The 18,068-nt window shown below is 66.8% G+C and carries 19 protein-coding genes; 12 read left to right on the top strand and 7 right to left on the bottom strand.

The annotated features are described in order from the left end of the window. Positions 1-384: 384 nt before the first annotated feature. From ABIS05_RS25470 to ABIS05_RS25435, 8 genes are all read left to right on the top strand, one after another. A complete protein-coding gene (locus ABIS05_RS25470; RefSeq protein ID WP_348010279.1) occupies positions 385-687 on the top strand; it encodes a hypothetical protein in 303 nt (100 codons plus the stop codon). A gap of 26 nt (positions 688-713) precedes the next feature. After that, positions 714-1,520 (top strand): ADYC domain-containing protein, encoded by an 807-nt coding sequence (locus tag ABIS05_RS25465; protein ID WP_348010278.1) that lies wholly within the window; start codon positions 714-716, stop codon positions 1,518-1,520. 54 nt (positions 1,521-1,574) lie between these two features. Continuing rightward, positions 1,575-2,420, top strand: a complete 846-nt coding sequence (locus ABIS05_RS25460; protein WP_348010277.1) for a hypothetical protein — start codon at positions 1,575-1,577, stop codon at positions 2,418-2,420. 265 nt (positions 2,421-2,685) lie between these two features. Further along, a complete protein-coding gene (locus ABIS05_RS25455) occupies positions 2,686-2,832 on the top strand; it encodes a hypothetical protein (protein ID WP_348010276.1) in 147 nt (48 codons plus the stop codon). Between the two features lie 443 nt (positions 2,833-3,275). Further along, positions 3,276-5,273 carry a molybdopterin oxidoreductase family protein gene (locus ABIS05_RS25450; RefSeq protein ID WP_348010275.1) on the top strand — a complete coding sequence of 666 codons (1,998 nt, stop codon included), beginning with the start codon at positions 3,276-3,278 and terminating at the stop codon, positions 5,271-5,273. A 133-nt stretch (positions 5,274-5,406) separates the two neighbouring features. Next, positions 5,407-6,441, top strand: a complete 1,035-nt coding sequence (locus ABIS05_RS25445) for an aminopeptidase (protein WP_348010274.1) — start codon at positions 5,407-5,409, stop codon at positions 6,439-6,441. Positions 6,442-6,512: 71 nt separating this feature from the next. After that, positions 6,513-9,119, top strand: coding sequence for an FG-GAP-like repeat-containing protein (locus ABIS05_RS25440; RefSeq protein ID WP_348010273.1), 2,607 nt, complete (start codon positions 6,513-6,515; stop codon positions 9,117-9,119). Between the two features lie 37 nt (positions 9,120-9,156). After that, positions 9,157-9,693 carry a GNAT family N-acetyltransferase gene (locus ABIS05_RS25435; protein ID WP_348010272.1) on the top strand — a complete coding sequence of 179 codons (537 nt, stop codon included), beginning with the start codon at positions 9,157-9,159 and terminating at the stop codon, positions 9,691-9,693. Here the strand turns inward: ABIS05_RS25435 and ABIS05_RS25430 are convergent. Both ABIS05_RS25430 and ABIS05_RS25425 read right to left on the bottom strand, forming a co-directional pair. Further along, the gene (locus ABIS05_RS25430) at positions 9,686-10,423 is read right to left on the bottom strand and encodes a Sir2 family NAD-dependent protein deacetylase (protein WP_348010271.1); all 738 of its coding nucleotides are present in this window, start codon (positions 10,421-10,423) and stop codon (positions 9,686-9,688) included. The genes ABIS05_RS25435 and ABIS05_RS25430 overlap by 8 nt on opposite strands. A 122-nt stretch (positions 10,424-10,545) precedes the next feature. Continuing rightward, positions 10,546-11,313 carry a hypothetical protein gene (locus ABIS05_RS25425; protein WP_348010270.1) on the bottom strand — a complete coding sequence of 256 codons (768 nt, stop codon included), beginning with the start codon at positions 11,311-11,313 and terminating at the stop codon, positions 10,546-10,548. Positions 11,314-11,451: 138 nt separating this feature from the next. Between ABIS05_RS25425 and ABIS05_RS25420 the strand changes: the two genes are divergently transcribed. Beyond that, positions 11,452-11,775, top strand: a complete 324-nt coding sequence (locus tag ABIS05_RS25420; protein WP_348010269.1) for a polyhydroxyalkanoic acid system family protein — start codon at positions 11,452-11,454, stop codon at positions 11,773-11,775. A gap of 87 nt (positions 11,776-11,862) precedes the next feature. Here ABIS05_RS25420 and ABIS05_RS25415 read toward each other — a convergent pair whose 3' ends face one another. Beyond that, complete coding sequence (locus ABIS05_RS25415) at positions 11,863-12,114, bottom strand: acyl-CoA-binding protein (protein ID WP_348010268.1); 252 nt, start codon at positions 12,112-12,114, stop codon at positions 11,863-11,865. Between the two features lie 97 nt (positions 12,115-12,211). Here ABIS05_RS25415 and ABIS05_RS25410 point away from each other — a divergent pair, with 97 nt between their 5' ends. Next, positions 12,212-13,669 (top strand): wax ester/triacylglycerol synthase family O-acyltransferase, encoded by a 1,458-nt coding sequence (locus tag ABIS05_RS25410; RefSeq protein ID WP_348010267.1) that lies wholly within the window; start codon positions 12,212-12,214, stop codon positions 13,667-13,669. Between the two features lie 2 nt (positions 13,670-13,671). On the opposite strand, the gene ABIS05_RS25405 is transcribed toward ABIS05_RS25410, so the two are convergent. From ABIS05_RS25405 to ABIS05_RS25390, 4 genes are all read right to left on the bottom strand, one after another. Next, positions 13,672-14,022: a hypothetical protein gene (locus tag ABIS05_RS25405; RefSeq protein WP_348010266.1), complete on the bottom strand. Its 351-nt coding sequence runs from the start codon at positions 14,020-14,022 to the stop codon at positions 13,672-13,674. A gap of 106 nt (positions 14,023-14,128) precedes the next feature. Beyond that, positions 14,129-14,470, bottom strand: coding sequence for a hypothetical protein (locus tag ABIS05_RS25400; protein WP_348010265.1), 342 nt, complete (start codon positions 14,468-14,470; stop codon positions 14,129-14,131). A 126-nt stretch (positions 14,471-14,596) separates the two neighbouring features. Continuing rightward, a complete protein-coding gene (locus tag ABIS05_RS25395; protein ID WP_348010264.1) occupies positions 14,597-15,370 on the bottom strand; it encodes a hypothetical protein in 774 nt (257 codons plus the stop codon). A 12-nt stretch (positions 15,371-15,382) separates the two neighbouring features. Then, positions 15,383-16,045: a TetR/AcrR family transcriptional regulator gene (locus ABIS05_RS25390; RefSeq protein ID WP_348010263.1), complete on the bottom strand. Its 663-nt coding sequence runs from the start codon at positions 16,043-16,045 to the stop codon at positions 15,383-15,385. 60 nt (positions 16,046-16,105) lie between these two features. Here ABIS05_RS25390 and ABIS05_RS25385 point away from each other — a divergent pair, with 60 nt between their 5' ends. Together ABIS05_RS25385 and ABIS05_RS25380 are read left to right on the top strand one after the other, a co-directional pair. Beyond that, positions 16,106-17,026: an ABC transporter ATP-binding protein gene (locus ABIS05_RS25385; RefSeq protein ID WP_348010262.1), complete on the top strand. Its 921-nt coding sequence runs from the start codon at positions 16,106-16,108 to the stop codon at positions 17,024-17,026. Positions 17,027-17,091: 65 nt separating this feature from the next. Beyond that, positions 17,092-17,856, top strand: coding sequence for an ABC transporter permease (locus tag ABIS05_RS25380; protein WP_348010261.1), 765 nt, complete (start codon positions 17,092-17,094; stop codon positions 17,854-17,856). The last annotated feature ends 212 nt before the right edge of the window (positions 17,857-18,068 follow it).

Below are 18,068 nucleotides of genomic sequence, written 5' to 3'. Positions count from 1 at the left end.
GCGTTGCCAGAAATCATCGGTCACCACCCACGACTCAACTCTCTTGCGTGTCGCCATGCCTTAACCCAACCACCGCGTGAATGGCGGTTCGGGACGAGAGTTTACTATTTACGGATAACCTCTAAGTCCCCGCGATGCAGCGCGCCCTGGTTTGGGATGGACTGCAAGGCGCAAACCGCAGCCATAGCTGGCTATGGCGAGGATTTGCAACGCCGCAGGCCGCCCAAAGCAGGGATGCGCTGCGCGCGAGGGACTTGTTCAGCGTTGCCCTAACCCCCTCATTCATGGGGGTAGTTGGGTGGCGGTCCGCGCGAGGCAAGCGCGTATCCCCAAGTAGCGACGCTGCGTTTGCCGCCGCAACACACCCACCTCAAGGACACCGCCATGAAGACCACCACCCTCCGCGCCCTGCTCTCCACCGCCATCGCCGCTGGCGCCCTGGCTTGCGCGCCGGCCGCCCATGCTGCCGCCATCGCCAACGGCATCTCTATCAACGGCATCTCCATCAACGGCATCCAGTTGAACGGCATGAAACAAAACGGGTTGCAGTTGAACGGCATGAAACAAAATGGCTTGTTCACCAACGGGTTCGTCGTCAACGGCACGCAGCTCGGCGCCGCCGAAGCCGGCATGCCCAAGGTCGAAACCATCTTGCTGCGCGACGGTCGCGCGCTGACGGTTCGCTGAACCTCGCCACACGCCGAGACGCCGCCATGCGAACGACACGCGCCTGCATCGCTGCCCTGGGCCTCGCCCTGCATGGCCTGTCCATCGCGGCCGCGCCTGCAGCGCCACTGCGCGCGGAAGGCACCGAGTGGGTCTTGCAGGCACCCGGTGGCAGCTTGCGTTCCGCTGATCTGGTCGGCGCCGAGCTGCGCCTGGCCGGTGGCGCCGTGCTGCGCATCGACAGCGCGCAGCGCGTGAGTGATGGCGGCGCCCGCAGTTGGTGGGCGCACGAACTGTCGGTGCAGACCGACCTGCAGGGCTGGAAGCCGCTCTGCGCGCCGCACAGCGACGGCACCCACTACGCCGTCGTGCTGCCGGGCCGCGAGCAGGCGGATGGCTCGCTGGCCGACGAGCCTGCCAGCTATGCAGTCAGCTGCACCAGCGGCGCGCTGGCGAAGTGCCTGCGCATGGGCTATGAGCCGTGGCAGACAACGCCGCAGGGCGCCTCCATGCGCGGCACCTACAACGCCTGCCTACGCATGGTGCGTGCCGACTACGGCGGCCACGGCCTGGCCTACACCGAGAACGGCCGGCAGATCGACGTCTACGACACGCAGGGCGTGCAGCAAGCGGACATGCTGCCCGGCCAGGCTTTCGAGGCCGGATGGAGCGAGAGCGGCGCCGTCTGCGTGCACCACGTGCGCGTGGCACACAAGCTCACGCTGGCAGAACTGGAGTCGCTCTACCCAACATTGCGCGGCCGGGTCGGCGAGGTCTGCACCGAGGCCTTTGCGCGCGCCCATGGCGCCCTGACGTTCAACCGTTCGAATCCCTCCGGCGCGGTGGCGCGCTGACCATGTTCCTGCCCGAATGGCCTGAACTTCAGGCCTTCATTCCAGAGAGAAGCCATGATTCAAATCAAGACATATGCCGTCGCCCTGCTGGCGTTCGCCGCAACAGCCGCCATGTGGGCCCCGGCCCACGCTGGCCCGGTGTCGACCCTGTACCTCACCAACTGGTCGTCCAAGACCCTGTACACGGTTCAGGGCGACGCGGTCACCGGTTCGGCACCCACCTACTGCAACCATTGTGAACAGCCCATCGCCGTGTATGGCGATGTGCGCACCATGGGCAACGGCAATGGTTTCGGCGGCCGCTACAACCTCGATCTGACGCAGACCGGCACGACCTATGTGCAGTCCACTGCGGTGGGCCTCGTCGATGGCACCACCGATGGCCGGCGCAACTATGCCGTCGCAGCCGGCTATGACGGCAACGCCTCGGCCGTCTACGCCTTCGACCGCGAATGGGGCGATCCGACCTTGCTGTTCCTGGCGGGCGACGGTGTCCGGGCGACAGGCATCACCTACGACCCGACCAATAACACGCTCTGGCTGCAAGGCGCCCTGGAGACGCAAAACGGGACCACTGGCGTGCTGCGCAACTATCAGATGGGCGGCGCGTTGATTGCTTCCCTCACCGATCTGGAGGGTGGCGCACTGGCGATGGACTACGCCGACAACACGCTGTGGGTGGTTCGCGGGCCGACGCAGTACTTCGATCAGTACAGCCGTGACGGCACGCCGCTGCAGACGACGACCTACGGCGACCTGGTCGGCAAGAACGGCACCGGCGCCGAATTCGACCTGGCTGTGGCACCCACCCGCTTGCCCGAGCCAGGCAGCCTGAGCATGGCCCTGAGCGCGCTGGCTGGATTGCTGCTGGTCGGCCGCCGGCGTCGGCGCCCGGCCTGAGCCCGAAGCCGCGTCGGCGTCGGCCAGCCGGGCGGCTGACGGGGCACCTAACCCGCCTCGTTCTGAATGATCTGTTCGTTCTCGAAGAGCTGCAGCGCTGCACGGCCGACCTGGCGCGTGTCCCAGCAGGCACGATCAGGTCAGCCGATGACGCGGTGCAACGTGGCGCAGCGACTGGCGCTTGCGGTTGAGCGGGCCTCGGTAGACCAGCCGAGTCTGAAGACCAAACTCATCTCGCCGCACAGTGCTGCGGCACACGACCGGCATGCATCAGCTGCAAAGCGACGTGCCGTTCATCATCATCGCCCAGTGGCTCGTCGACGAGAGCACGAACACGACGCACCGCTACGTTGAGGCCAGCATGGAAATCAAAGAGAAGGCCTTGGCGCGACTCGAAGCGCCTGACACCTAGTGTGGTGTTGCGCGCTATCCGGCACTTAAAACCGCGCCTTTGAGCCCGTGGCGGCGTTGCAAATCCGCGCGATACCTCGGTATCGCTGTGGTTCGCGCCTTGCCACAAGCCCAAACGCATCGGTTTTAAATGTGCCGTCAAGCACGCAACACCACACTAGCTCAAGCGCTTCCGCGCCAGCGACGACCTGATGAAATTCCTGCAGAGCCCGTAACTATGCAAAGCGCCGCGAGCCTGGGCAAGCCTGCTGAACCAGCGGACGGCGGTGCTGGATGCCGCGGACGTATGCATAGTTCAGTCCTATGCATAGGGGCCGTTATGGAGAGCTCTCCATAACGCTGCAAAACAGCCATCGCTATCCAGCCTTTGCCCAGTGACCCCGAGTGGGCCCAGCAGGGAGCCTCGCGCGACAATCGCGGCATCTCCTGGAGTCCGCGACAGCCATGACCACCCGCACCGTCCACGGCGCCTGCCCCCACGACTGCCCCGACACCTGCGCCATGCAGGTCACCGTCGAGAACGAGCGTGTCATCAAGGTTCAGGGCCGCGCCGACCACCCCAACACCCACGGCGCGCTGTGCACCAAGGTCTCGCGCTACCCCGAGCGCACCTACCACCCGGAGCGCCTGCTGCACCCGCTCAAGCGCGTCAGCAAGAAGACCGAGGCGCCGGCCTTCGTGCAGGTCAGCTGGGCCGAGGCCATCGCCGCCATCGCTGCGCGACTGAAGGCCATCAAAGATCCGCAGACCATCCAGCCCTACAGCTACGCCGGCACCATGGGCCTGATCCAGGGCGAGGCGATGGCCGGCCGCTTGTGGAACGCGCTTGGCGCCGCGCGGCTGGACCGCACCATCTGCGCGTCCGCTGGCGGTGCGGGCCTGGCCGCCACCTACGGCCACAAGCTGGGCATGCACACGCGGCACTTCGCGGGCGCCAAGCTCATCATCATCTGGGGCAGCAACAGCATCGCCTCCAACCTGCACTTCTGGACCTATGCCAACCAGGCCAAGCGTGAGGGCGCCAAGCTCATCTGCATCGACCCGCGCAAGACCGAGACCGCCGACAAATGCCACCAGCACATCGCCGTGCTGCCGGGTACCGACGGCGCGCTGGCGCTGGGCCTGATGCATGAGCTGATCAAGAACGATTGGCTGGATCGCGACTACATCGAGCGTTACGTCGACGGCTGGGACGAGCTGCGCGAGAAGGCCCTGGCCTGGCCGCCCGAGCGAGTCGCCGAGATCTGCGGCATCAGCGCCGACGAGGTGCGCGAGCTGGCCCGTGACTACGGCACCACGACACCGGCGGCCATCCGCATGAACTACGGTCTGCAGCGTGTGCGCGGCGGCGGCAATGCGGTGCGCCTGATCGCGCTGCTGCCCTGCCTGACGGGCGCGTGGCGCCACCAGAGCGGCGGCGTGCTGCTGTCGGCCTCGGGCTGGAACGCGCCCTTCAAGAACGCCGACCTCGAACGCCCCGACCTGCTGGCTGGCCGCACGCCGCGCATGGTCAACATGAGCGCGATTGGCGACGCGCTGCTGCAGGCCGATCCGCCTATCGAGGCGCTGATCGTCTACAACAGCAACCCGGTCGCGGTGGCGCCCGAGTCGCCCAAGGTGGTGAAGGGCTTCCAGCGCGAAGACCTGTTCACCGTCGTGCTCGAGCACTTCATGACCGACACGGCCGACCTCGCCGACTACGTGTTGCCGGCCACGACGCAGCTGGAGCACCTGGACGTGCACACGTCCTACGGCCACACCGACGTGCTGATGAACCAGCCCGCCGTGGCCCCGCTCGGCGAGGCGAAGAGCAATACGCAAATCTTCCGCGAGCTAGCCGCGGCGATGGGCCTGACAGACCTGTGCTTCAGCGACAGCGACGAAGCGCTGGCGGCGCAGGCCTTCACCGCCGACATCGACATGGACCTGCTGCGCGAGCAAGGCTGGCTGCCATTGCCGATTGCCCAGGCCCCGTTTGCCGAGGGCGGCTTCCGCACGCCCAACGGCCGCGCCCAGGCTGCGGGCGCCGACTTCGTGCCCAACTACGAGAGCGCCGCCAGCTCGCCCGAACTGGCCGCCCGCTACCCGCTGGCCATGATCTCGCCACCGGCGCGCAACTTCCTGAACAGCAGCTTCGTCAACGTGAAGAGCCTGCGCGACATCGAGGGCGAGCCGCTGATCGAGATGCACGCAGACGACGCCACGTCACGCGGCCTGGCCGATGGTGCGCTCGTCTCCGCCTTCAACGACCGCGGCCGCTACGTCGCCCGGCTCAAGGTCAGCCAGCGCGCCCGGCCCGGCGTCGTCAACGGCCTGGGCGTGTGGTGGCGCAAGCTCGGCGCGCAGGGCACCAATGTCAACGAGGTGACGCACCAGCGCCTGACCGACATGGGCAACGCGCCGGCGTTCTACGACTGCCTCGTCGAGGTCGAGGCCGCGTGACGTGAAGCCCCTCGTCCAAGGTGTACCTTGGCCGGTCCCCCGGGGGGACGGCGATGCTTGCCGGATTGACCGGCAAGCACATCGCCATGGCGGGCCGGCTTGGGAGCGGCCCGGCGCTCGGCCCGTAAGCCTTTTGCGCTGCCTGCTGCTGTCCATCGCGCTGCTGTCCTTGAGCGGCTGCAGCGCCGTCGGCCACTGGACCCAGGCGGCCGGCGGCCATCTCGGCATCGTCCGCGCCGCCAAGCCGGTGGACGATTGGCTGGCCGACCCCGCCACGCCGGCCGACCTCGCCGAGCGCCTGCGCCTGTCGCAGCAGATGCGCGATTTCGCCATCAGCCACCTGGCCCTGCCCGACAACAACAGCTACCGCCGCTATGCCGACCTGGGCCGCCCGGCGGCGGTGTGGAACGTCATCGCCGCGCCCGAGTTCGGCTTCGTGCTCAAGACCTGGTGCTATCCCATCATGGGCTGCGCCGGCTACCAGGGCTGGTTCGATCTGGACGAAGCCAAAAAGCACGCCGAGGCACTGAAGGCGGACGGCTGGGAGGCGCAGGTGCAGGCCATTCCCGCCTACTCCACGCTGGGCTGGAGCCGCCTGCTGGGCGGCGACCCGCTGCTCAACACCTTCATCCGCTACGCCGAGGGCGAGCTGGCGGCGATGATCTTCCACGAACTGGCCCACCAGCGCGTCTACGCCAGCGACGACACCGGCTTCAACGAGGCCTATGCCAGCGCCGTCGAGCTGCTCGGCGCGCGCCAATGGCTCGCTGCCAAGCCGGAAGCGCTCGCCGCCTTTGAGGCCGGCCGGGCACGCCGCGCGGCCTTCCTCAAGCTCGCCCGCGAAGGGCGCGAGCGCTTGCAGAAGGTCTACGACGGCCCGGCCGAGCAGCGGCGTGCTGCCAAGGCCGCCGTCCTGGCCGAGCTGCGCGAACGCGCGCCGCGCGAAGCACCCGGCTACGAGGCCTGGTTTCAGCGCGCCAACAACGCCAACTTCGCCATCCTGTCGGCCTATAGCGACCTCGTGCCTGCCTTCGAGCGCCTGTTCGAGCGCGAGGGGCGCGACTGGACGAAGTTCCATGCGGTCGTAGAGCGCCTGGCGCTGCTGCCAAGGCACGAGCGGCGGTTGGCGTTGGCGTCGCCGGTGAACGAAGCGCACACCCCTCCCTGATCCCTGCAGCAGAACCGCTGCTATAAGACGCTCCGGCCCGTCGAGGCCATCAGGGAGCGAGGAGAACAACGATGCAGTCCATTCAGGCAGCACGAGGTATCGCACGCGCAAGCGCTGCGGTGGGCATGGCGGTCTGCGTTCTGTTGGCAGGCTGTGGTGGCGGTGGCGGTGGCGGTGGCGGTGGCAGCGCCGGGGGTGGGGTCCCCGATGGCGGCGGCCCGGCGTTGTTGACGCTCAGCCCTGACATCTACCCGTTGAACTCCGGCGACCGCCGCACCTGGCACACGGCGTCAGACCCGGCCGGTACGGTGCGGCACGAGCGGGTCGGCGAGGCCGTGGCTGCCGCAGGTGGTGCCTTCGTGGTGCGCAGCGGGGCCGGCGACCCCAGTGACGTCCAGACCGACGACTACCTGATGCGCACAGCCACCAGCGTGGTGTCCGTGCCCGGGCCTGACAGCGACGCCCTTACGAAGGCGGCCGGCCCGATCGATGTGGTCCGCTTCGGCATCGCTCAGGGGCAGACCGTCGTGCTGTTCGACCGGACGCTGTCGGTGGACGTCAACGGCGACGGGCGACTCGACTCGGTGGACCTGCACATCGACAGCTTGTTTGTCGGCATTGAGCCGATCACGACCGAGCTGGGGGCATTCACCGGTGCGTCGCACGTGCGCACGGGTTTCGTGTCGACGGTGAGGTTGGCCGGCTACCCGACGAGCGGCACGGTCAGCGTCACCCTCGATGAGTGGTACATGCCCGGCATCGGTTCGGTGCGCAGTTCGTCCAGCACCAAGTTCGACGGTGGCGCCGCAACAGTCCAGATCAATGACCTGGTGGCGTATGGCGTCGGGTCGCGCCACAGCGACACCACGGCGCCGACTGTGCTCAAGTCGCTGCCCGCCAGCGGCGCCAGCAGTCAGGGGGTGCTTGAGGCCCAAGTGCAGTTCAGCGAACCCATCGATCCGCTGTCGCTGCAGGGAAGTGCAGGCCTCGTGGTGCTGCGCGATGGCAGCCCGATGGCGATGAAGCCACTGCATTTGAGCGATGGCGGCAAGACGCTGCTGATGTCTTCAACGAGCACGCTGCTGCCGGACGGTCAGTACGAGCTGCGCAACGGTGGCCAGGTCACCGACTGGGCAGGAAATCCCGCCCAGACGCTGCTCAGCAGCTTCCGCATCGACACGGCCCGGCCGCATCTGCTGTCCACGTCGCCTGCCGATGGCGCGCAGGAGGCGCCGATCACCGGCACGCTGACGTTCACGTTCGACGAGCCGGTGATCGTGCCGCCCGGCGTGGCGCTTCAGGTCAGCATCAAGGCACCGATGAGCGACACCGGGCAGATGCTTCCGGCAACCCTGCAGGGCAACAGCGTGGTGGCCGTCATTGCCGCTCCCTTGATCCGCAACAAGGAATACGTCGCAGCGGTGGTCACGGAGTTGAGCGATGCGGCCGGCAACCCGATGAGCAGCACCGGCATCGTGTTCCGCACGGACCCGGGGCCGCTGGGCCGCCCCCAGGCCTGGGCGACGGACGTGTCGGTCGAATCGGTCGTTGCCGCCGACATCGATGGCGATGGCCGTACCGACCTGGTTTTTGCAGGCCCCGTCCCGGGCGGCGACAACATGGTGGGTGCGCGGTTCCAGCAGGCCGACGGCAGCTACGGCAACATCAGGCGGCTCTACACCGGCGCTGGCTGCGGCTTCGACGGCCTGACGGTGGCCGACGTGGACGGTGATGAGCGTCCCGACATCATCATGCGCGTCGGCTGCTCGCCTTTGGCCCCCGTCGCCGTACTGCGCCAAGCGGCTGACGGCAGCTTCACGCGCGAGTCGCCTGCGGTGGACTTGTTCGGAGCCCGCGCGGCGTCGGAATTGAACGCCGGTCAACCGGGGGTCGTGGGGCTGGTGGACCTCCAAAGCATTCAGCAGCTGCGCCGCCTTGCGGACGGTAGCTGGCAGTCAACCACGCTGGTGCCGTCGACTGGCCGCTATATCGCTCAATGGCAGGCTGTCGACCTCAATGCCGATTCACGCATGGACCTGGTGTGGATTCAGACTGCAGCGGACAACATCAGCTATGAACTGGCCTGGGCACTGCGCACCGACAGCGCGTTCGGGCCCGTGCAGACGCTGCCGCTCCCAAGCGCCACTCCCAAGGGCTTGGCGGCCGGGAAGCTGGACGCAAGCGGGCGAGGGTCCGTGCTGATCTCCGTCGAAGTGCCGACATCGCCATTCGGCACCCACAGTGAACTGTGGGTCTTGGCCGGCACGGTGGCAGGCGGTTTTGCGCCGCCGCAGCGACTGGATGCCGACTTCAATGCGACGGCGTTGCTGCTGGGTGACCTCAACGGCGACGGCCGCGCGGACGTGATCCTGGCGCATGACACGACGCGCTCGACGGGCGTCTACCTGCAGCGCAGCGATGGCTCTTTCGAACCGGAGCGGTTGTTCGAATCAGGCTACGGGTATTTTGGCAATCAGGTCCGCCCGCTGGCCCTGCTGGACCTGAACAACGATGGGCGGCTGGATCTCGTCCAGGCGGGGCAATTCCTCCCCGGGCGCGCCTTCCAGGGCGCCTGGCCGCTGGATGCGCCGGCCGGAGCCCGGGCTGCCGGGTCCAGGTCGACAAGTCGGGCGCTGCGCGCTGTCGTCAAGGCGCTGAGCCCGGCGTCCCGGCAATGAAGACGCAAGCCCGGCTCGACCGGTGAAAGGTGCCTCGATGAAGCTGACCCTGCGACGAGTCAAACCCGCTGACGCTGCGGCCATTGCCGAACAGTTCGCCGACCCCGATGTCTTCGGCGGCACGCTGCAACTGCCCTTTGCCAGCGAGGAGATGTGGGCCCAGCGCATCGCCGGCATGAACCCGCCGGCGGCCGGCTCCAACGAGCTGGTATTGGCTGCCGTTCTGGACGACAAGCCGGTGGGCCTCGCCGGCCTGCACCCGGTCGGCCCCTCGGTCCGCCGCCGCCATGTGATGGGCCTGGGCATCACCGTCGCCAAGGCTTCACAAGGGCAGGGCGTGGGTCAGGCGCTGATGACGGCACTGATCGACTACGCCGACAACTGGGCCCAGGTGTTGCGCATCGAGCTGACGGTCTATCACGACAACGCGCGGGCGATCCGGCTGTACGAGCGGCATGGCTTCGAGCACGAGGGGCGGCTCAAGGCATACGCGATGCGCAATGGGGTCTACGAGGACGTGGTGACGATGGCGAGGCTGCATCCGAGGCAGCCGGCGGTGCGGGCGGCTAGCTGACGGTCTCGGAAGCTGTGAGGTCGCCGGCCTTATCTTGGCGCAACCAATTTTCTGCGAGGGTGGGAATCAGGGCTGCGGCCTTGCCACGAAGAAACTTGAAGCCGTAGGGAATTTTCTCGACGTCAAATGCGACAAGAACCTTCTCTGCTCGACCTCTAGCCAGTGTGGCGAGCGAAGCCGCAGGAAAGACGGACAGCGATGTACCGACGACGAGCACCTTCGATGCCGTTGCGACGTGGGCTCTGGCTTCCCCGTAGTGCTCGATATCTTCTCCAAACCAGACGATGTCAGGTCTGAGTTGCGTCCCGTCCTCGCAAAGCTGACCAAGCGAGATGGGCGCCGCATCGAGTCGATATCTCTTTGGAGGAACAGACGTGCCGCGCGCGAAGGCGATGCGGCCATGAACGTGAATGACGTGGCTGGATCCTGCGCGCTCGTGCAACTCGTCGACATTCTGGGTAATGACGACGACTTCGTAGCGCTCTTCGAGTGATGCGATGGCAAGGTGGGCGGCGTTAGGCTGTGCAACCCACGCCTGTGCTCGCCTCTCGTTGTAGAAATCCAGTACCGCCTGCGGCCGAGTCGCCCAACCTTCTGGGCTCGCGACCTCTTGCCATGAATACTGCTTCCAAAGGCCGCCGCTATCTCGAAAAGTCGGGAGCCCACTCTCAGCGCTGATGCCAGAGCCCGAGAGGACGACGATCTTGTTTGGTTGAATGGACGGCTTCATTCCGAGTTGGCGGTGTGCTCAAGGCAACGCCTGCCCCCCGCGCCGCCCCATACAGCCGTAGGCGAGGGAGCCGACGTCTCGGAGGTGGCGTTCAGCGGCAGCGGGACCAAGGCGGCAACGGCTCAGCGAATGGACGTGGGGCCGGCATCATGCGTCAACGGTTGGCCACCTCGCCAGCCGAAGAGCCCGGCCACCACCCCGGCCAGGCCCGCGACGGCGGCGGTGATGCCGACGGCATGCGTCAACCAGCCGCGCTGGCCTCGGCTGCGGCGGGGCTTGCGGCCGGGGTGGTTGACGAGTTCGTGCATCAGCGCGATCTCGTGCTGGCGCTCCTCGATGAGGCGGGCGAGGTCGCTGCCGTGCGCGAAGCGGCGGGCCAGCTTGCGCACGCTGTCCAGCTCGCGCTGGCGCACGCGCAGGCCCGGCGCTCGCAGCGTGCTGCCCAGCGCGCGGGCGCGCAGGAACAGGGCCTTGGCGGCGAGGCGGTCGGCCTGGCAGCCCCAGCCGGCGTCCAGGCAGCTGGCGAGGTTGAAGGTGGCGTCGGCATGACCCTGGGCCGCAGCGGCGGTGTAGAGAGTCACGCCGCGCGCGGCATCGGCCGCACCGCCCCAGCCGGCGACCAGGGCTCGGCCGAGGTTGAACTTGGCGGTGAGGCTGCCTTGCGCCGAGGCGCACTCCAGGCGCTGGCGGGCCTGCTCGGGGTCGCGCGGCAGGCCCAGGCCTTCAAGCTGGCAGAAGGCAAGCAGGGCCAGGCCCTCGGTATTGCCGGCATCTGCTGCCACGCGGAACCAGTAGACCGCTTGCTCATGGTCCGGCTCGGCCGCGCGCAGATACGCCAGACCTTCGGCGAGGGGGGCCAGGCTGTGCGGGTCCGGGTCGACGAATCGCAATGAGTCCTCTCTGGGCGGTATTGGCGGGCTTCTTTGTCCCGTTCTGGCGGCGCCAAAGTATCCGTGCAAACGATCAGTCAGGGTGTTACGCAGGGCTTCTGGCTTAGAGTGCGGCGCACGACAGCAAGGAGAGCCACCGTGGCCGAGATCCGCATTCACCGAGACCATGCCCTGGGCCTTCAGCGCGCCCGCGAAATCGCCTGGAAGTGGGCCGAGAAGGTCGAAGAGAAGTTCGACATGGCATGCACGGTGCACGAGGGCGACGACGAGGACACCGTCGAGTTCACGCGCTCCGGCGTGAAGGGCGAGCTGACGGTCACCGCCAGCAGCTTCGACCTTGTCGCGCAGCTCGGCTTCCTGCTCGGCGCGTTCAAGGGGACCATCGAGTCCGAGGTCGAGAAGGAACTTGACGGGCTGCTCGCTGCCAACAAGAAGGCGGCGCCCAAAAAGAAACCGGCCTGAAGCCGGTTCTTCCTGGGCGCCGCTGGCGCGGGCTTGATCAGCGAGGACGGAGCTGCCGGCTGTGCCGACAGGTCCATCCCCGAGACATTAGCGGAGCGACTCGATCAGGTCGACGTACTGCTGCTGGGCGTCGTCGGCGCTGGTGCCCTTGAGCTCGTTCCATGCGTCCCACTTGGCGCGGCCGACCATGTCGGTGAAGCCGGGGCGCTTGCCGTCCGCGTCGCCGGTGCTGCCTTGCTTGTAGAGGGCGTAGAGCTTGAGCAGCGTCATGTTGTCGGGGCGCTCGGGCAGGTCCTTGGAGCCGGCGACGGCGGCTTCGAATTGGTCTTTCAGGCTCACGGGGTTCTCCAGGGCTGATTCGATAGGTTCGACTGGTGACAATCGAACGACGGGCTCGCGAGTTTAGGCCCCGATAACAAAGCATCCAGGAGACGGAATGGGCCCCAGCAGCGAACGCATGTCCAAGGTGGATACCGCCTGGCTGCGCATGGACACCGAGGCCAACCTGATGATGATCGTCGGGGTCTGGTCCATCCGCCCCGGCATCACCTTGGCTGCGCTGCGCGAGCGCGTGGCCGAGCGGCTGCTGCAGTACCCGCGCTTTCGGCAGAAGGTGGTCGATGACGCGCTGATGGGCGCGCAGTGGGTGGCCGACAAGGACTTCGACATCGCCCGACACGTCGTCGCCGAGCTGCCGCTGCCGCTGCGCGGCCAGAGCCGCGACGAGGTGCTGCGCGAGCGCGTGGCCGAGCTGTGCAGCGAGCCGCTGGACCCCGCCCACCCGCTGTGGCAGTTCCAGCTCATCGAGAACATGGGCGACGGCAGCAGCGCGCTGATCTGCCGTGTGCACCACTGCATTGCCGACGGCATCGCGCTGATCGCCGTGATGCTGTCCATCACCGACGGTGGCAAGGCGCCTCCGCAGCGCGTGGCCAAGGACGAACCCAGCGAGACGGACTGGCAGCTCGACGCCTTCCTGCGGCCCATGTCGAACCTGACCGTCAAGGCGATCGGGCTGACGGGCAAGGGCGTGGCCAAGGGGATGGACATGGCGATGAGCGCTACAACACCGATGACCGCGACGATGGACTCGCCACTGGGATCACCGCTTGAAATGGCGCGCATGGGCTACCAGGCCGTGTCCGACGTGGCCGCGTTCGCGCTGATGCCGGACGACTCGCCCACGCGGCTCAAGGGCAAGCCCGGCGCCAAGAAGACGGTGGCCTGGGACGACAGCCTGGCGCTGGACGACGTGAAAGCCGTCGGCAAGGCGCTGGGCGCCTCCATCAACGACGTGCTGCTGGCCTGCGCGGCCGGCGCCATCGGCCGCTATCTGGCCGACAAGGGCGATGACCCGGCGGGCAAGGAGATCCGCGCGATGGTGCCCGTCAACCTGCGGCCGCTGGAGCAGGCCTGGCAGCTGGGCAATCGCTTCGGCCTGGTGCCGCTGGTGCTGCCCATCGGCATCGCCAACCCCGTGGAGCGCTTGTTCGCCGTGCGGGCGCGTATGAGCGAGTTGAAGGGCAGCTTCCAGCCGGTGATGGCCTTCGGGCTGCTGGCGGTGGCGGGGCTGCTTATCAAACCGGTGCAGCACGCGATGCTGAACCTCTTCGCCAAGAAGGCGACGGCGGTGATGACCAATGTGCCCGGCCCGGCCGAGGCGCTGAAGTTCTGCGGCTCGACGGTGGAGAAGGTGATGTTCTGGGTGCCGCAGTCGGGCGACATCGGCATGGGTGTCAGCCTCCTGACCTACGCTGGCCGAGTGCAGTTCGGCCTCATCACCGACGCCGTGCTGTGCCCCGACCCCGAGGCCATCATTGCCAACTTCGCGCCAGAGTTCGAGAAGCTGCTGCTGCTGTCGCTGATGATGCCCTGGCCTGGCGACGCGGCCTGAACCTATTTCGATTTGGCGGACGCTGCTGTGGCCGGCTTCTTCGCCTTGGCCTTCTTGCCGGCGCCGGAGGGGTAGGCCATCGTCACCGTGGCCGGGTCGGCCTTTTCCAGATAAACCGCGTACTGCGCTTCGTTGCAGGGCTTGGCGTCGTTGTAGTAGCGGCTGTCGCCTTTGTAGCGTTCGCCGGTGAAGGCCGGCGTCTGGCTGCCGGGCGGGTAGTAGGCGCTGTGGCTGGCGTAACTCTGCGCACAGCCGTCGCGCAACGTGGCCTGCGCGTAGTCCGCAGGCGTGTTGGCGGCAGAGGCGGGGAGGGTGAACATCAGCGCGGCGATTGCGGCTGCGAGGGTTCTCATGGCAGACCTCCTGATTGTTGGGAAGCACTACCAAGATTAGGCCGCTGCGCCCCAAAAACAAAGGCGCTCGAATGAGCGCCTTGCGTGGGCTGACGGTGAGACCGGATCAGAGGCGAGCGGGGTTGGCCTTCTTCTTGGTGGTCGGGCGGCCGGCGGCGGTCGGGTAGGCGGTCATCACCTTGGCCGGGTCAGCTTTGTTGTCCAGGTAGGCGGCGTACTGCTGCGAGGTGCAGGCCAGCAGCTTGCCCGGCTTGGCCTCGCCCTTGTACTTGCCGGCGGAGTAGACGAACTGGTACTCGTTGGCGGCGACCGGCGTCGTGATGCTGCTGGTGTCGCTGTAGCTCTGGGCGCATTCGGCCTTCAGCTCAGCCTGCTCGGGCGTGGCGTTGTTCCCGGCCTGGGCGGCAAAGGCGGTCACGGCGGCAAGGGCGGGGATCAGGAACTTCATGGCGCTGTCTCGCTGAGTGGGTAAGTTATGGGAGGGGAGCTTACGTTGCCATGCGCTGGCGTGCACCCCCGGAAGCACGGGTGGGCGGCTGTGACGGAGTTCACGACCCGCCGCCGCAACCGTGAATTACTCCTCGAGTTCTTCCTTGGCCAGCTCGATGTCGAGCAGTTCCATCGCGTCCAGTGCCTCGCCGGCGGCCGCGTCGGCGTACAGCTTCTCGGCCTCGGTCATGCGCTTGTCGCCCTCCAGCATGACCAGGCCATTGGCGCGCTCGATCATCGCGATGGCGCTGGTCGGATTGAGCTTGAGGGCCTGCTCGAACATCTTCAGTCCGGTGGCCGTGTCCGCGCCCTGCGTGCGGCCGAGCAGCTTGCCGACCTTGTCGATGACTTCGGCGTGGAAGGCGCCCAGCGCGATGTGGGCGTCGGCATGCTTGGGCGCCAGTTGGATGGTGGTCTCCAGCGCACCCTTGACCTTGGTGCCCAGGCCTTGCGCCAGCGCCTTGGCGATGCTGATGCCCTGGCCATAGCGGCCCAGCGCGTAGGCCTGCCAGTAGTAGGCATTGGGATTCTTGGCGTCCTCGCCCTGCTGCGCCTCGGCGCGCTCGGCGATCTCCAGGAACATCTCCAGCTTCACCTTCTCCTTCTTCTCAAGGTAGTTGGCGTAGATGCCCTGGGCCTTGTTGGCAACGGTGATGCCGGCGCCACCTGCGGCCAGGCCTGCGTCATACGCGGCCTGGAAGTCACCGGCGTGAAAGTGGATCCACGCCTGCACGATGGCCGCGTCCTTGGGGAAGGGTTCGGCGTCGCCGGCATGCAGGCGGGCCCATTGCTTCTTCAGCGTGGCCGGCGTGTAGACGAAGGCGGCGTTGTCGTAGGGAAAGGCGGTCCACTTGGCCATGGCTTGTCTCCGTCAGGTGGGTGATTGATATTGGCCTGCCAGCTTGTAGAGGTGGTCTTTGGACGCAGGCTCGAGGTAGGGTAGCAGCAGGCTCAGCGCGTGGAATGCGCCGCGCAGCAGGGCCTCGCCGGCACGGTCGGGCTCCAGCGCGTGGCGCGGGTCGCGCACGTATTCGTAGCTCAGCCAATAGCTCACGACGACGACCATCGCGTTGGCTGTGGGCGCCGCCTCGCGCAGCTCCATCTTCAGCGCGCCGCCCAGGTGCAGGCCCGACAGCACCTGGCGCATCGCCAGTTCCTTGGCGGCGAGCAGCGTCTGGAAGTGCGTCTCCAGCCGGCGGTTCTTGAACAGCAGGTCGTTGAGGTCGCGGTAGAGGAAGCGGTGCTTCCAGATCAGCTCGAACAACATGTGGAAGAACAGCCAGGCGTCCTCCACGTGGCGCACGTTGTCGGCCGCCGCCAGCAGTTCATTGAGCTGGGCCTCGTAGTGGCCGAACAGCGCGTTGATCAGCTCGTCCTTGGCCGGGTAGTGGTAGTAGAGATTGCCCGGGCTGATCTTCAGTTCGGCCGAGATCAGCGTCGTCGACACGTTCGGCTCGCCGAAGCGGTTGAAGAGATCCAGCGTGACCTCCAGGATGCGTTCGGCGGTGCGGCGGGGGCGTTTGGGCGTGGGCATCGCGGGGGATTCTGGCAGTGATCGGCACCGAAACAGGGCCGACTTTTAGAATGGCTGGCTATGCCGAACTCCAGTTCTCCGCCCGCCATCTCCTTCGAGAACGTCAAGAAAACCTACCGGGGAGGGCAGCTCAAGGCGCTGGATGGGGTCAGCTTCGACATTCAGCCCGGCGAGTTCTTCGGCCTGCTCGGCCCCAATGGCGCGGGCAAGACGACGCTGATCAGCGTGTTGGCCGGCCTGACCAAGGCGACCGAGGGCCGCGTGCGCGTGATGGGCCATGACGTCATCGACGACTACGCCGCCGCCCGCAAGGCGCTGGGCGTGGTGCCGCAGGAGCTGGTGTTCGACCCCTTCTTCAGCGTGCGCGAATCGCTGCGCATCCAGAGCGGCTATTTCGGCGTGCACGGCAACGACGCCTGGATCGACGAGCTGCTGCACAACCTCGGCCTCACCGACAAGGCCAACGCCAACATGCGCCAGCTGTCGGGCGGCATGAAGCGCCGCGTGCTGGTGGCCCAGGCGCTGGTGCACCGCCCGCCCGTCATCGTGCTTGACGAGCCGACGGCCGGCGTGGACGTGGAGCTGCGCCAGACGCTTTGGCAGTTCATCGCCCGCCTGAACAAGGAAGGCCACACCGTGCTGCTGACGACGCACTATCTCGAAGAAGCCGAGGCCCTGTGCCAGCGCATCGGCATGCTGAAGGCCGGCCGCATCGTCGCGCTGGATCGCACCTCGCAGCTGCTGGCGGGCACGGCGTCGACGATGCTGCGCTTCAAGACGGATGCAGTGCTCCCTCCTGAGATCGCCGCCCGAGCGCGCGTGACCGGGCGCATCGTGCAGGTCACGGCGCATGACGCCCACGAGGTGGAGACGACGCTGGCCGAGTTGCGAGGGCAGGGCGTTCCCATCGAAGACCTGGAGATCGGCCGCGCCGACCTGGAAGACGTGTTTCTGGAAATCATGCAGGGAGAGCAGGCATGAGCGCCGCGCCGGGCCGTCCCAAGCAAGCTCACTCCCGCTTGGCGGGACAGGCCGAAGGCCGAAGGGTGTACACGTTCAGCGGGGCCTCAACACTCTTCAAGAAGGAAGTGCTGCGCTTCTGGAAGGTCGCCTTCCAGACCGTCTGCGCACCGGTGCTGACGGCGGTCATGTACCTGCTCGTCTTCGGCCACACGTTGGAAGACCATGTGAAGGTCTACGACACGGTGGGCTACACGCAGTTCCTGATCCCTGGCCTGGTCATGATGAGCGTGCTGCAGAACGCGTTTGCCAACAGCTCGTCCAGCCTCATCCAGAGCAAGATCACCGGCAACCTCGTCTTGCTGCTGTTGACGCCGCTGTCGCCCGCGGCGTGGTTCGTCGCCTACGTCGGTGCGGCCGTCGTGCGTGGCCTGATGGTGGGCGCGGGTGTATTGCTGGTCACGGTGTGGTTCGCTCCGCCGGGGATGGACAACGTTCTGTGGGTGCTGGCTTTCACCGTGCTCGGCGCCGGCCTGATGGGCACGCTGGGCCTGATCGCCGGCCTGTGGGCCGAGAAGTTCGATCAGCTCGCCGCCTTCCAGAACTTCATCATCATGCCGATGACCTTCCTCTCGGGCGTCTTCTACTCGGTGCATTCGCTGCCCGGCTTCTGGCAGGGCATCAGCCGCCTGAACCCGTTCTTCTACATGATCGACGGCTTCCGTCGCGGCTTCTTCGGCGTCAGCGACGTGTCGCCGTGGATCAGTTTCGGCGTCGTCTCGGTGAGCTTCGTGGTGGCAGCGGGCCTAGCTTTGTCGCTGCTGAAGAGGGGCTACAAGATCAGATCCTGAGGCCACCCCCTACCGGCTCACGCCGGCCCCCTCAAGGGGGCGCCACTGGTGGCCCGGCAAAGCCGGTTCCACGGTGGCCGCTTGGTAAGAGGTTATCCGTAAATAGTAAACTCTCGTCCCGAACCGCCATTCACGCGGTGGTTGGGTTAAGGCATGGCGACACGCAAGAGAGTTGAGTCGTGGGTGGTGACCGATGATTTCTGGCAACGCGT

Source organism: Roseateles sp. (genome assembly GCF_039929605.1).
Classification (GTDB): Bacteria; Pseudomonadota; Gammaproteobacteria; order Burkholderiales; family Burkholderiaceae_C; genus Pelomonas.
This window is presented reverse-complemented; position numbering and strand designations above follow the sequence as displayed.

Coding starts and splice junctions, on each gene's coding strand:
- ABIS05_RS25470 (WP_348010279.1), top strand. CDS start 385: ATGAAGACCACCACCCTCCGCGCCCTGCTCTCCACCGCCATCGCCGCT.
- ABIS05_RS25465 (WP_348010278.1), top strand. CDS start 714: ATGCGAACGACACGCGCCTGCATCGCTGCCCTGGGCCTCGCCCTGCAT.
- ABIS05_RS25460 (WP_348010277.1), top strand. CDS start 1,575: ATGATTCAAATCAAGACATATGCCGTCGCCCTGCTGGCGTTCGCCGCA.
- ABIS05_RS25455 (WP_348010276.1), top strand. CDS start 2,686: ATGCATCAGCTGCAAAGCGACGTGCCGTTCATCATCATCGCCCAGTGG.
- ABIS05_RS25450 (WP_348010275.1), top strand. CDS start 3,276: ATGACCACCCGCACCGTCCACGGCGCCTGCCCCCACGACTGCCCCGAC.
- ABIS05_RS25440 (WP_348010273.1), top strand. CDS start 6,513: ATGCAGTCCATTCAGGCAGCACGAGGTATCGCACGCGCAAGCGCTGCG.
- ABIS05_RS25435 (WP_348010272.1), top strand. CDS start 9,157: ATGAAGCTGACCCTGCGACGAGTCAAACCCGCTGACGCTGCGGCCATT.
- ABIS05_RS25430 (WP_348010271.1), bottom strand. CDS start 10,423: ATGAAGCCGTCCATTCAACCAAACAAGATCGTCGTCCTCTCGGGCTCT.
- ABIS05_RS25410 (WP_348010267.1), top strand. CDS start 12,212: ATGGGCCCCAGCAGCGAACGCATGTCCAAGGTGGATACCGCCTGGCTG.
- ABIS05_RS25405 (WP_348010266.1), bottom strand. CDS start 14,022: ATGAGAACCCTCGCAGCCGCAATCGCCGCGCTGATGTTCACCCTCCCC.
- ABIS05_RS25400 (WP_348010265.1), bottom strand. CDS start 14,470: ATGAAGTTCCTGATCCCCGCCCTTGCCGCCGTGACCGCCTTTGCCGCC.
- ABIS05_RS25395 (WP_348010264.1), bottom strand. CDS start 15,370: ATGGCCAAGTGGACCGCCTTTCCCTACGACAACGCCGCCTTCGTCTAC.
- ABIS05_RS25390 (WP_348010263.1), bottom strand. CDS start 16,045: ATGCCCACGCCCAAACGCCCCCGCCGCACCGCCGAACGCATCCTGGAG.
- ABIS05_RS25385 (WP_348010262.1), top strand. CDS start 16,106: ATGCCGAACTCCAGTTCTCCGCCCGCCATCTCCTTCGAGAACGTCAAG.